At 64.1% G+C, this 13,109-nt stretch carries 13 protein-coding genes; 8 read left to right on the top strand and 5 right to left on the bottom strand.

Annotated features, from left to right (window positions below; genetic code table 11):
- Positions 1 to 2 precede the first annotated feature (2 nt).
- The 4 genes from dctP to AC2VNO_RS10540 all read right to left on the bottom strand — a co-directional run bounded on the left by dctP (position 3) and on the right by AC2VNO_RS10540 (position 4,079).
- Positions 3 to 1,004, bottom strand: coding sequence for a TRAP transporter substrate-binding protein DctP (gene dctP, locus AC2VNO_RS10555; protein WP_486934093.1), 1,002 nt, complete (start codon positions 1,002 to 1,004; stop codon positions 3 to 5).
- A gap of 72 nt (positions 1,005 to 1,076) precedes the next feature.
- A complete protein-coding gene (gene leuD, locus AC2VNO_RS10550) occupies positions 1,077 to 1,709 on the bottom strand; it encodes a 3-isopropylmalate dehydratase small subunit (RefSeq protein WP_486934092.1) in 633 nt (210 codons plus the stop codon).
- 13 nt (positions 1,710 to 1,722) lie between these two features.
- Positions 1,723 to 3,120: a 3-isopropylmalate dehydratase large subunit gene (leuC, locus tag AC2VNO_RS10545; RefSeq protein WP_486934091.1), complete on the bottom strand. Its 1,398-nt coding sequence runs from the start codon at positions 3,118 to 3,120 to the stop codon at positions 1,723 to 1,725.
- Positions 3,121 to 3,263: 143 nt separating this feature from the next.
- Complete coding sequence (locus AC2VNO_RS10540) at positions 3,264 to 4,079, bottom strand: GntR family transcriptional regulator (protein WP_486934090.1); 816 nt, start codon at positions 4,077 to 4,079, stop codon at positions 3,264 to 3,266.
- Positions 4,080 to 4,231: 152 nt separating this feature from the next.
- Between AC2VNO_RS10540 and AC2VNO_RS10535 the strand changes: the two genes are divergently transcribed.
- The 6 genes from AC2VNO_RS10535 to AC2VNO_RS10510 all read left to right on the top strand — a co-directional run bounded on the left by AC2VNO_RS10535 (position 4,232) and on the right by AC2VNO_RS10510 (position 9,674).
- On the top strand, positions 4,232 to 4,618 hold the full coding sequence (locus AC2VNO_RS10535) for a nuclear transport factor 2 family protein (RefSeq protein ID WP_486934089.1): 387 nt from the start codon (positions 4,232 to 4,234) through the stop codon (positions 4,616 to 4,618).
- 55 nt (positions 4,619 to 4,673) lie between these two features.
- On the top strand, positions 4,674 to 5,549 hold the full coding sequence (locus AC2VNO_RS10530) for an isocitrate lyase/PEP mutase family protein (protein ID WP_486934088.1): 876 nt from the start codon (positions 4,674 to 4,676) through the stop codon (positions 5,547 to 5,549).
- Between the two features lie 123 nt (positions 5,550 to 5,672).
- Positions 5,673 to 6,347 (top strand): isochorismatase family protein, encoded by a 675-nt coding sequence (locus AC2VNO_RS10525; RefSeq protein WP_486934087.1) that lies wholly within the window; start codon positions 5,673 to 5,675, stop codon positions 6,345 to 6,347.
- A 17-nt stretch (positions 6,348 to 6,364) separates the two neighbouring features.
- On the top strand, positions 6,365 to 7,315 hold the full coding sequence (locus AC2VNO_RS10520; protein WP_486934086.1) for a polysaccharide deacetylase family protein: 951 nt from the start codon (positions 6,365 to 6,367) through the stop codon (positions 7,313 to 7,315).
- Between the two features lie 3 nt (positions 7,316 to 7,318).
- Positions 7,319 to 8,257: a polysaccharide deacetylase family protein gene (locus AC2VNO_RS10515; RefSeq protein ID WP_486934085.1), complete on the top strand. Its 939-nt coding sequence runs from the start codon at positions 7,319 to 7,321 to the stop codon at positions 8,255 to 8,257.
- A gap of 4 nt (positions 8,258 to 8,261) precedes the next feature.
- Positions 8,262 to 9,674 (top strand): FAD-dependent oxidoreductase, encoded by a 1,413-nt coding sequence (locus AC2VNO_RS10510; RefSeq protein WP_486934084.1) that lies wholly within the window; start codon positions 8,262 to 8,264, stop codon positions 9,672 to 9,674.
- Positions 9,675 to 9,684: 10 nt separating this feature from the next.
- Here AC2VNO_RS10510 and AC2VNO_RS10505 read toward each other — a convergent pair whose 3' ends face one another.
- Positions 9,685 to 10,629: a LysR family transcriptional regulator gene (locus AC2VNO_RS10505; protein ID WP_486934083.1), complete on the bottom strand. Its 945-nt coding sequence runs from the start codon at positions 10,627 to 10,629 to the stop codon at positions 9,685 to 9,687.
- A gap of 206 nt (positions 10,630 to 10,835) precedes the next feature.
- Here AC2VNO_RS10505 and AC2VNO_RS10500 point away from each other — a divergent pair, with 206 nt between their 5' ends.
- A complete protein-coding gene (locus tag AC2VNO_RS10500; RefSeq protein WP_486934082.1) occupies positions 10,836 to 12,335 on the top strand; it encodes a CoA-acylating methylmalonate-semialdehyde dehydrogenase in 1,500 nt (499 codons plus the stop codon).
- A 160-nt stretch (positions 12,336 to 12,495) separates the two neighbouring features.
- Positions 12,496 to 13,109: 7TMR-DISMED2 domain-containing protein (locus AC2VNO_RS10495; protein WP_486934081.1), on the top strand; the 614-nt coding region annotated here is incomplete at its 3' end.

Genomic DNA, 13,109 nt, shown 5'->3' with positions numbered 1-13,109 from the left:
TGTTACAGGTCGTTGAACTTCTCGATCAGCTCGTCGTAGTGTTCGAGGCCCATGGGGTGGCGCTCCATCTGGCGGCGCATACGCTCCCAGGTGGCTTCACGGGCAGCCTCGGAGAAACGCTCGCCGGCCTCGCCTTCCAGGCGGAAGACCTGCATGCCATCCGCTTCCAGCTCGGCCTGCTGCTCTTCGGCCAGCACGTCGAAGCGCTCGGCGCTGGCACGCTCGTGCTCGATCGCCACTTCCTGCAGGATCTCGCGGGCTTCCTCGCTCAGGCCGTTCCAGCTGTCGAGGTTGACGATCACGCCCATGTCGGTGGAGAAGAAGTCGGGATCGATACGGTAGTTGAGGAAGCGGTCCCAGTTGAGATCCTTGAGACCGATCTGGGTCCAGCCGGTGGCGTTGACCACGTTGCGCTCGAGCGCCGAGTAGACGTCGGTGGTGGGCAGGCTGATCGGCTGGGCGCCCAGGTAGTCCTGGAAGAAGGCGTCATAAACGGGGTTGCTGCGCAGGGTCAGGCCGGAAACGCTGAGGTTGCCGTCATCGTTCAGGCGCGGCTCGTTGATGGTGTAGAGGTTGTAGCTCACCCCGCTGTCGAACCAGCCCAGGTAATAGACACCCATCTTGTCCTGGTGGATCTGGTTGAGCAGATCGATGCCGCCGTTCTCGCGGGCGAAGATGGCGTTGGTGTTGGAGGCCACCATGGCGTCGCGTTCGGGCACGGTGCCGGCGTAGAAGCTGGCTGCGGTGTAGGCCATGTCGACTACGCCGTTGCGTACGGCATCGGGCTGTTCGGAGAGGCCGATGACCTCGGGGCCGCCACGTACGTCGATCTGCACCACGCCTTCACCGCGCTCGTTCACCTTGTCGACGAACTCGAGGAAGCTCTGGGTGTAGATCAGCGAGGGCGGAAAGGCGTGAACGGCGCTGATTCGGTCCACGGCCAGGGCATGACCGGAGGCCACCAGGGCGGCCATGCTCAGGGATACGATAAGAGGCTTTTTCATGATTGTTCTCCTTGTCTACCGCGTTGGTTGTCTTGCGTCTTGTTGTTGGCCCAGTAGGGCAGCCAGCCGGTGTCAGCCCCGTGCAATCACCTGCGATGGGCCGACCTCGAGCCAGGGGCATCGGCTGGCATAGCGAGTGGCGAAGCGTTCGATTTCCCCGGTGTACTGCCGGGTCATGTCGATGTCGTCCCAGCCGTTGAGCAGCTTGGTGCGCCAGGTGGGGGCAAGGGTGAACGCAACGCTCAGTTCACCGATACCGATGCGCTGCGTTTCCAGGTCGACGTGCAGTGGCCCCGGGGCTTCACCCAGCGCAGCGAGCAGCGCTTCGGCGTCTTCTTCGCTTACAGTGGCCGGCAGCAGGCCGTTGTTGACCGCGTTGGAGGCGAAAATGTCGCCGAAGCTCGGGGCGACCACGCAGCGAAAGCCGTAGTCCACCAGCGCGTAGACGGCCGCCTCCCGCGACGAGCCGGCACCGAAGTTGCGACGTGCCACCAGGGTCTTCGCCTGCGCCGCTTGCGGATGATTGAGGATGAACCCCGAGTCCGGCCGGCCGCTGCTGTCGTGGCGCAGGTCGTGGAGCAGGAACTGGCCGTAGCCAACGCTGCGAGGCTCCTTCATGAAACGAGCTGGAATCAGCTGGTCGGTATCCACGTTGGCCAGCGGCAGCGGGCAGGCCGGGGCGTCGATGATCTTGATCGGTTCCATCACTCGGCTCCTGTCACAGCTCGCGAATATCGGCTAGATGGCCGGCGACGGCGGCCGCTGCCACCATGGCCGGAGACATCAGGTGGGTCCTGGCTCCCGGCCCCTGGCGGCCCTTGAAGTTGCGATTGGTGGTAGAGGCGCAGCGCTCGCCGGCCGGTACCAGGTCGCCGTTCATGCCTACGCACATGGAGCAGCCGGATTCGCGCCACTCCAGGCCCGCTTCACGAAACACGGCATCCAGCCCTTCGGCTTCGGCTTGCCGCTTCACCTGGGTGGAGCCGGGCGAGACGATGCCCGGTACCTTGCTGCGTCGGCCTTTCAGCACCTCGGCGGCGGCGCGCAGGTCCTCCAGTCGGGCGTTGGTGCACGAGCCGATGAAAACCCGGTCGATGGCGATGTCGGTGAGCTTCTGTCCGGGGGAGAGCCCCATGTAGTCGAGGCTGTCGCGCAGCTGGCGAGCCTTGCCGGCATCGCGCTGGACGGCAGGGTCGGGCACACGGCCGTCGATGGGTAGGGCCTCCTCCGGTGAAACGCCCCAGGTCACGGTGGGGGCGATATCGGCCGCGGTAAGCGTAACCTCCCGGTCGAAGTGGGCGCCGTCGTCGCTCTTCAACGTCTGCCAGTAGGCCAGCGCCTGCCCCCACTGCTCCCCGCTGGGAGCGAAAGGACGTTCGCGAAGATAGTCGAAGGTGGTGTCGTCGGGGGCGATCATGCCGCAGCGGGCACCGCCCTCGATGGAGAGGTTGCACAGCGTCAGGCGCGCTTCCATCGACAGGCTGCGGATAGCGCTGCCGGCATACTCGATGGCATAGCCGCGAGCTCCGTCGGCACCCAGACGGGCGATCCAGGTCAGCGCGATGTCCTTGGCGGAAATACCGGCCGGCAGTTCGCCATCGACGGTCAGGCGCATCTTCTTCGGGCGGCTCTGCCAAAGGGTCTGGGTGGCCAGCACGTGGGCGACTTCCGAGGCGCCGATGCCGAAGGCGATGCTGCCGAAGGCGCCATGGGTAGAGGTGTGGCTATCGCCGCACACCATCAGCAGCCCCGGCTGGGTCAGCCCCTGCTCGGGGCCGAGTACGTGAACGATGCCCTGGCGTGGGTCGTCGAGACCGAACAGGGTGATGCCGTGGCGTTGTGCATTGCCCGCGAGCTGCTCGATCATGCCGCGCACCTTGGCGTCACCGATGTCGTCCAGCTTGCGGGTCAGGGTCGGCACGTAGTGATCGGCAATGCCGAAGGTCAGGTCGGGACGCGACACCGCCAGCTCACGCTCGTGCAGCTTGTTGAAGGCATGAAAGGAGCCTTCGTGCACGAAGTGGCGATCGATCCACAGCAGGCTCTGGCCGCTTTCGCTGCGCAGAATCTCGTGGGCATCCCACACCTTGTCGAACAGGGTCGTTGGCATTGTCATGTCGGTTGCGTCACCGAGGTTGCGTTGTTTTCATCCCGTTTGATTCATACAACTATCCTAGACCGATGCCACAGGTCAAATGTATTTTATGTATCTTTTTATCTGTATTAAAAATAGAACAATATGAGCTGTTGCGCCAAGGCTCACGCTTCCTGCCGTTCGGTTTCTGCATTCCGCGGATCCGACGCCATCGGTTCCCAATACCGGGCCGCCTCATCGCCGGTGCGGTTGAGGTCGATCTGGATGCGGTAACGGTCGGGGCGGTAAAGCGCATCGAGGTGCTCCACCCCGCGCCCCTCTTCGTCGTAGACCACGCGTGTGAGTGAAATCAGCGGCGAGCCCACCGAGACGTCCAGCGCTTCGGCCACTTCGTGGGTCGCCAGGGTGGCCGAGATGGTCTGGGCGGCGTGGTCGACCTTTACGCCGCTGCGTTCGAGCAGGGCAAATAGCGGCGTCTGTGAAAGATCCGCCTCGTTGTAATGCAGGGCGATGTATTCCGGTACGTGCGTCACCAGGTAGGAGAACGGCTTGTCATCGGCCATGCGCACGCGGATCGAGCGCTGCACGCGTTCTCCCTCACGCAGCCCCAGGCCCTCGCGCACCGGCTCCGGCGGCTTGACGTAGCAGAACTCCAGCAGCCGCACCCGCGAGGCCTTGCTCATCTTGACCATGTTGGGCAGCAGGTTGGCTACGCTTGCGGTCATCACCGTGGCATCCAGCGGCTGCTCCAGTACAACGGTACCGAGCCCCGGCTTGCGCTCCACCAGTCCTGCTTCATCGAGCGCCTGCATGGCGCGTCTGACCGTGACCCGCGATACGCCGTACTGCTCCGCCAGCTTCAGCTCGCCCGGTAGCTTGCGGCCCGGTGCCAGCCTGCCGCTGAGAATCGCATCCTTGAGCAGCAGATAGATGCGATGGGCCTTTGTGCCCCCGACGGAAGTCGCATGCGTATCGTTCATGGTTCGGTCCTTGTACTTGGATGGTCGTGATGTGGCGCTTGACGCGAGGCATGAAGTAGACATAGAAATGTATTATGCATAGGACAGGTTAATGTGCCATGCAATGAGAAGAATAGCGCCAAACAACGATAAAGGCTCTCTTGGAGAAGACCATGTCTGTCGATACGCCCACTGCCTCTCCCGAGGAGCTCGTGCGCACTTTCCTCGCGGCCATGGAAGCGCGCGATCTCGAGCGTGCCGGCGCCCTGCTCGATGAGGACTTCACCATGGTCTTTCCCGGCAGCGGCGAGATGCATCGGCTCGACGAGCTGGTGGCCTGGGCCGGTAGTCGCTATCGCTTCGTGCGTAAGCACATCGCGGCGGTGGAAACCTGCGGCGACGGTGGCGTGGCGACAGTGTTCTGCCATGGCGAGCTCGAGGGTCAATGGCCCGACGGAACCTCCTTTGCCGGTGTGCGTTTCATCGACCGCTTCGAACTGCGCCACGGCCGGATAGCGCGACAACAGGTCTGGAACGACCTGGCGCTGTCACGGCCCTGAGAGAACGCTTCGTTCCATTTATCGACTTCATGTACATGCGAGGAAACCTCCTGCCATGACTCTTCACGCCAGCGACTTGAAGGCCAGGCTGCACGCTCCCGAGATCGTCGTTGCGCCGGGCGTCTACGACGCTCTGAGCGCTTCCCTTGCCGCCGATGCTGGCTTCGATACCGTCTATCTTTCCGGGGCCAGTATCGCCTACACCCAGCTTGGCCGCCCCGATATCGGTCTGGTCAGCGTGAGCGAGGTCAACGACGTGATGTCGCATATCCGTGAGCGCACCGAGCTCTCGGTGGTGGTCGATTGCGATACCGGCTTCGGCAACGCCATGAATGTCATGCGCAGCGTGCGCATGCTGGAGCGCGCCGGGGCCAACGCCATCCAGCTCGAGGACCAGACCTACCCCAAGCGCTGCGGTCACCTGCGTGGCAAGACACTGGTTCCGGAAGACGAAATGGTGGGCAAGCTCAAGGCCGCCCTGGATGCCCGAGAAAGCGAGGCGACCCTGATCATCGGCCGTACCGATGCGGTGGCTGTGGAGGGTACCGAGCGAGCCATCGAGCGCGCCCATGCCTACCGCGAAGCCGGTGTCGACATGCTGTTCATCGAAGGCATTCGCAGCGACGCTGACATCGCCAGCATCATGGCCGAGTTTCGCGGCAAGATTCCCATCATGGCCAACATGGTGGAGGGGGGGGATACGCCGTTGCAGAACGCCCAGGCCCTCGAGGAGCTGGGATTTTCGCTGGTGATCTTCCCAGGCGCCCTGGTGCGAGCCTTCACTCACATGGCGAGTCAGTTCTTCGACACTCTGCACCGTGACGGTACCACCGACGCCTTCCGCGAGCGCATGCTCGACTTCGGCCAGCTCAACGAAGTGCTGGGTACCCGCAAGATGCTCGAGCTGGGCGAGAAGTACGACGGCCGCTGAGGCATGGATGAATGTCTGGCAGCACGACAATTACAGCGACTGAGGAAGCGCTGATTCATGTCGCGAGCGAAGAGAGGCTGGTTGCCGCCGCAATAAATCAGGGTTTCCCAAAGGAGAGAGCGCATGATCACGACTGATAAAACCGCCAAGGAGATCTTCTTCGAGGTGATGGCCAACCCCCAGCGCGTGCCGTTCGGCTTCGGCAACAAGGCGGTGCTGGTCAACGTCGACCCGCAGAAGGCCTACACTCGCACCGACCTTTACCCGACCGCCTACGAGACCGACCCCAACCAGCTCGAGTACGTCAACCAGCTGGCGAGTGGCTTCCGCAGGCTTGGCTGGCCGGTGGTCTGGACCCACGTGGCCTTTCTCGACTCCGCCGAGGATGCCGGCGTATGGGGTACGCGCACCGATACCCCCGACTCGCTGCAGAACATCAAGTACGGCTCCGACCGCGCCGCCTTCGACGAGCGGGTGCAAATCGAAAAGGGCGACGTGATCTACACCAAGCGCATGCCCTCGGCCTTCTTCGAAACCCCGCTGCAGTCGCTGCTGGTGTGGCATCAGGTCGACACCGTTATCGTCACCGGCGGTTCCACCTCGGGCTGCATTCGCGCCACTGCGGTGGACAGCCTGTCGCGGGGTTACCGCACCATCGTGCCGATGGAGTGTGTGGCCGACAAGCACGAGAGCTACCACTACGCCAATCTCACCGACCTGCATCTGAAGTACAGCGATGTGATGAACGTGGCCGATGTGCTGGCCTGGCTCGAAACGCGCTCGACCGAGCAAGCCTGAGTCGCGAGGAGGCTGACATGAAGGAAAGTCTTGGCGCCTACGATTACTGGCCCTACGAGAACCGGCCCAGGATCGCCTGGCCCGGCGGGGCGCGGGTCGCCTTCTGGGTGGCGCCCAACATCGAATATTACGAACTCGATCCGCCGGCCAACCCGCAGCGCAAGCCGTGGCCCACGCCGCACCCCTCGGTGCCGGGCTTCAGCATTCGCGACTACGGCAACCGGGTCGGCCATCAGCGCCAGATGGCGCTGCTCGACAAATACGGTATCCGCGGCTCGGTCTCGCTCTCGGTGGCGCTGTGCGAGCACCACCCCGAGATCATCGCGATGTGCCGTGAGCGTGACTGGGAGTTCTTCAGCCACGGCATCTACAACACCCGCTACACCTATGGCCTGAGCGAGGCCCAGGAACGGGAGATGATCCGCGACGGCATCGAGACCATCCATCGCCACACCGGACAAAAGTGCGCCGGCTACCTGGCGCCAGCGCTGTCCCACTCGGAGCACACCCTGGATCTTTTCGCCGAGGTGGGCCAGGAGCTGTTCGGCGAAGAGGGCGGCCTTTATACCTGTGACCTGTTCCACGACGACCAGCCGACGCCGATTCGCCTGCGCTCGGACCGGCGCTTCATCTCCATGCCCTATTCGCTGGAGATGAACGACACCATCGTCTATGCGGTGAACAAGGTGGAGCCACGCCACTACCTGACCATGCTCAAGCGTCACTTCGACCGGCTCTATGCCGAGGGCGCCGAATCGGGCACGGTGATGTGCATCCCCACTCACAGCTATCAGGTCAGCTGCCCCCACCGCATCAAGGCGTTCGAGGAGGCGCTGGAGTACATCACCGGCCATAGCGACGTATGGGTCGCTACCGGCCGCGAGATCGCCCAGCATTATCTCGCCCATCACTACGACGATGCCCTGCGCGACATCGATGCCAAGGCCGACGCGGCCGGGAGGCGCTGAGTCATGTCCCTCGAATCGGAATACCTGAGCTACCCCTGGCGGCGTCACGGCTACGATCATCGGCGCTACGCCTGGTCGATGCTGGGCGACCGTACGCCGGTCCGCTGGCCCGGCGACAAGCCATTGGCGGTGTGGATCAACGTCTCGCTGCAGTTCTATCCGCTCGATCAGCGCGGCGTGCCGTTCAAGGTGCCCAACGGCATGACCATGCCCTACCCGGACCTGCGCCATTACTCGCTGCGCGACTACGGCAACCGGGTGGGCATCTACCGCATGCTCAAGGCCTTCGAGCAGCGAGGCATCCGCCCGACCTGGGCGATCAATGCCCAGCTCGCCGAGCAGACCCCCTATCTGGTGGAGCGTCTCAAGGCCCACGGCGGTGAGTTCCTGTGTCACGGCTGGAACATGGACCACCTGCATTACGGCGGCCAGAATCGTGACGCGGAGGCGGAGATCGTACGCCGCTCGGTGACGACGCTACGCGAGCTGACCGGCCAGCCGGTGCGGGGCTGGCTGAGCCCGGCCAAGCACCAGAGCTGGAACACGCCGGACCTGCTGGCCGAGAACGGCATCGAGTACTGCTGCGACTGGGTCAATGACGATATGCCCTACGCCTTCGCCACCGAGCGCGGAGAGCTGACCATGCTGCCGCTCTCCACCGAGATCGAGGATCAGTTCGTGATGTGCCAGAACCTGCATTCGGAGGACAGCTGGGCGAACCAGGTCAAGGACGCCTTCGACTATCTGCTGCAGGAGGGGCGAGAGCAGGGGGGGCGGCTGCTGGCTCTCAATCTGCACCCTTGGCTCGTCGGCCAGCCGCATCGCATCGGCTGTCTGGAAGCGGTGCTCGACCATATCGCCGGTCATGCCGAAGTGTGGCAGGCCCCGGCCGGGGAGATCATCGATGCCTACCGGGCTCAGGCCAGCAGCAAGGAGGAGTAATGTCATGGGAATCGTGGCCTTTGGTGGTGAAGAGGCGTTCGAGACGCACGTGCCGCTGGTGATTGTCGGCGCGGGGGCCTGCGGTCTTGTCGCAGCGCTCGCGGCCCATGAACAGGGCATCTCGGCCGTGGTGCTGGAGCGCGATGCGTTGCCGCGGGGGAGCACCTCCATGTCCCAGGGGTTCATTCCTGCGGCAGGCACGCGCTTCCAGGAGCAGCGAGGCGTAGCGGACAGCCCCAAGCTGATGGCCGAGGACATCCAGCGCAAGAACGGTCATCAAGCGGATCCTGGCATCGTGCGCGCCTTGACCGAGGCCTCGGCCGGCGTGGTGGAGTGGCTGGCCGACGCCCACGGCGTGCCTTTCGACCTGGTGGAGGGCTTTCTCTACCCCGGACATAGCCGAATGCGCATGCACGCCACGCCGAGGCGCACGGGGGATGAGCTGATGGGCAGCTTGCTCAACGCGGTGGAGGCGGCAGGTATCGACCTGCTGACCGAGGCTCAAGTAGTGGATCTTCATGTGGACGATGCCGGTCGGGTACATGGCGTCACGCTCGAACGTCCCGACGGCAGCCGGGAGTCATTCGGCTGCGATGCCCTGGTGCTGGCATGCAACGGCTACGGCGGCAACCCGGAGCTGGTGGCACGTCATTTACCGACGTTGAAGGAAGCGCTCTACTTCGGCCACGAAGGCAACCAGGGCGATGCCGTGCTATGGGGCGAAGCGATGGGTGCCAGCCTCAAGGATCTGGGAGCCTGCCAGGGGCACGGCTCGTTGGCCATGCCGCACCAGACGCTCATTACCTGGGCGGTAATGATGCGCGGCGGGGTGCAGATCAACCGCCAGGGGCGGCGCTTTTCCAACGAACACGGCGGCTATTCGGAGCAGGCGGCCAAGGTACTGGCTCAGCCGGGCGGTATGGCATGGAACCTCTTCGACCGGCGCATTCACCGGGCGGCGCTGGAGTTCGAGGATTACCGCAATGCCCACATTGCCGGGGCGGTGCGCACTTTCGACAGCCTGGAGACCATGGCCCGCGAGCTGGCACTGCCCGTGGAGGCTGTGCGTGAAACCTTTGCCGAGATGCAGGCTCTGGCAGAAAGCGGCGAGGCCGATGTTTTCGGGCGCACCTTCAGCAAGGAAGATCTGCTGGAGTCCCCTTTTCATGCGATCAAGGTGACCGGGGCGCTGTTCCATACCCAGGGCGGTCTCGAAGTGAACAGCCAGGCGCGCGTGCTGCGCCAGGATGGCTCCCCCTTCGACAATCTGTTCGCCGCCGGCGGTGCGGCGCGTGGGGTTTCCGGCTCGGGCGACAGCGGTTATCTCTCCGGTAACGGGTTGCTCAGTGCCGTGGTGCTTGGCGCCATTGCGGGGCGAGAGGCCGCCCGTCAGCTCGGCTGCGAATCCGCCGCCTGACGGCGTACTTCTACCCCGAGGTCGCGGGAAGCACCAGCTCCCGCGACTCTCCCATCAGCAGCGCCCGGTTGGCCTCCAGCGCCTCACGCAGGAAATCCCATAGCAGCCGCACCCGCGCCAGGCGGCGCTGCTCCTGGCGGGCGGTGATCCAGAACTGGCGCACGATCTGGACCTCTTCATTAAGCACGCTTTCCAGCGGGTTGCCGGGTTCGGCCATGAAGCAGGGCAGCACGGCGAGTCCCGCCCCCTGCTGGGCGGCGGCGTGCTGGGTGGTCACGCTGGTGCTGCGGATCGAGAAGTGCGGTGCGGCACCGACCACTGCCGGATCGAGCAGCGGTTCGAGATAGCTCAGCTGTTCGCTGAAGATCAGGTCGTCCACGTAGCCGATAAGACGATGGTGACCCAGCTCGGCAAGGCGGGCAGGGCGGCCGTGACGCTGGAAATAAGCCTGGCTGCCGTAGAGCCGCAGGCGGTAGTCGCACAGTCGCGAGACGATCAGCCCCTGGCTCGCCGGCCGCTCCACGGTGATGGCCAGGTCTGCCTCGTGGCGGCTCAGGTTCACCACCCGGGGCAGGGCCAGCAGGTCCAGGGTGATGCCGGGGTGGCGCTCGCAGAAGGCGGAAAGCAGTGGGGCGACGACCCAGGTACCGAAACCCTCGGTGACGCCCAGGCGAATCTGACCGCTCAATTGACGGTTCTTGTCGGCCAGGCTTTCGCCGGCCTCGAAGGCGTGACGGGCCATCTCCTCGGCGTGTGCCAGCAGCTGCTGGCCGGCCTCGGTCAGGTGGTAGCCATGAGTGCTACGCTCGAAGAGCTGGGTATTGAGTTTCTGCTCGAAGCGCCTGGTACGGCGCGACAGCGTGGAGTGGTCGAGTCCCAGGCGCCGGGCGGCGTCGGTGAGCCGCTGGCTGCGCGCCACTTCGAGAAAGATCTGAATGTCCTGCCAGTCGACCATGGGGCGATGTTTCCAAACGAGGCTGGTTGTGCATTCTTGCACAAATAATGTGAAGAAGTGCCCGTTGTCACGCCGACGAGTGACTGTATAGACTCGAATCCAACTTGTTTCGTGCTTTTATACACACAAAGTCTAAGCCGACCCAACCAAACAACGACGATAAGGGAGGCGCAGGCAATATGCCGTGCATCCCAAGGAGAAGCGCCATGTCCGTTCGCGAAATCCCCATGTACATCGACGGCAAGCCCGTCCCGTCCCAGAGTCAGGAGTGGCGAGACGTGATCAACCCCGCTACCCAGGAAGTGGTGGCGCGGGTGCCGTTCTGTACCGCCGAGGAGGTCGATCGTGCGGTGGCCAGCGGCAAGGAGGCGTTCAAGACCTGGCGCAAGACGCCGCTCGCCAAGCGCATGCGCATCATGCTTACGCTGCAGGCGCTGATTCGCGAGCACACCGAGGAGCTCGCCGCGCTGATCACCGAGGAGCACGGCAAGACCCTGCCCGACGCCGCCGGTGAGGTGGGCCGCGGCCTGGAAGTGGTGGAGCACGCCTGCTCCATCACCTCGCTGCAGCTCGGCGAGCTGGCCGAAAACGCCGCCAGCGAGGTGGACGTCTACACCCTCAACCAGCCGCTGGGCGTGGGGGCGGGCATCACCGCCTTCAACTTCCCCATCATGCTGCCGTGCTTCATGTTCCCGCTGGCCATCGCCGCCGGCAACACCTTCGTGCTCAAGCCCTCCGAGCAGGACCCGAGCTCCACCATGCGTCTGGTCGAGCTGGCCCACGAGGCGGGTGTGCCGGCCGGCGTACTCAACGTGGTCCACGGTGGACCCGACGTGGCCAACCAGATCTGCGATCACCCGGATATCAAGGCGCTCTCCTTCATCGGTTCCACCAACGTCGGCACGCACATCTACCGCCGCGCCTCGGATGCCGGCAAGCGTGTGCAGTCGATGATGGGCGCCAAGAACCACTGCGTGGTGATGCCCGACGCCAACCGCAGCCAGGCGATCAACAACCTGCTGGGTTCCGCCTTCGGTGCCGCGGGCCAGCGCTGCATGGCCAACTCCGTGGTGGTGCTGGTGGGCGAGGCCAACCAATGGCTCGACGATATCGTCGAGGGCGCGCGCAACATGAAGGTGGGCCCGGGCACCCAGCGCGATGCCGACCTCGGTCCGCTGGTCTCGCCGGCCGCCAAGGAGCGCGTGGAGCGTTTGATCGATGCCGGCGAGAAAGAGGGCGCCAAGTTGCTCGTCGATGGCCGCGGCTGTGAGGTGGAAGGCTACCCGGACGGCAACTTCGTCGGCGCCACCGTGTTCGCCGACGTAAAGCCGGAGATGACCATCTACCGCGAGGAGATCTTCGGTCCGGTGCTGTGTGTGGTCAGCGTCGACACCCTGGACGAGGCGATCGCGTTCATCAACGCCAACCCCAACGGCAACGGCACCTCGATCTTCACCAACTCCGGCTGGGTGGCGCGTCGCTTCGAGAGCGACATCGACGTGGGCCAGGTGGGCATCAACGTGCCGATCCCGGTGCCGGTGGCCTACTTCAGCTTCACCGGTTCGCGGGCCTCGAAGCTGGGCGATCTGGGCCCCAACGGCAAGCAGGCGATTCAGTTCTGGACTCAGACCAAGACCGTAACGGCACGCTGGTTCGAACCCGAGAACGTCTCGAGCGGTATCAACAGCACCATTTCGCTCAGCTGACAGCGAGCGTTCTGGCGATGTCCGGCCTCACCCGTGCGGGTGGGGCCGTTTTATTAGAAGAGCCGCAATGAAGCAAACCTGCTAGAGTGGAGAGATCGTAAGGACACGATATGGAGGCGCTGGACTCATGCGCTGCACGCAAGCCGGAGGACCAGCCGGCATGGCCAAATGGATGGCCTCTCTACTCTGGTCGCTTTTGTGGTTGCTGTCGTGGCAGGCCCAGGCCGCCGTCGACATCACCTCGCCCTCGGTCGTCATCAACCCCGCCTCACAGGTGGAGGTGCTCGAGGACGGCTCCGCCCAGTTCAGCATTCATCGGCTGCTGGAGCAGGGTGAGGCGCTTTCCTGGCGGCCTCTCCAGCAGGAAGTGCCCAATTTCGGTTTCACCCGCTCGGCCTGGTGGCTGAAGATGGAACTGGAGAATGGTTCCCACGCTCCCTTGCGCCGCCACCTCGAACTGGCCTCGCCGCTGCCGGATTTCATCGATGCCTACGCCGTCGACTCCCAGGGCAGAGTGTTGCAGCAGTGGAGCACCGGCAGCCGGCGCCCGTTTGCTTCTCGTCCGGTCAGCCACCACTCCTTCGTGTTGCCGATCTATATGGGGCCGAACGAAACCCGCCAGCTCTTCATCCGCTTGGCGAGCCATGATGGGCTGCTGCCCGCCATGCCGCTTTTGCTGATGGACGACGTCAGTTTCCTCGAACGCACCCAGACCAAGCTGATGGCCTACAGCGTTCTGTATGGTGGGCTGCTGGCGCTGCTGCTCTACAACCT

It is taken from the genome of Halomonas sp. TH-94 (genome assembly GCF_057473365.1).
The sequence above is the reverse complement of the archived record's forward strand: the minus strand, read 5'-3'. Positions and strand labels throughout refer to the sequence as shown.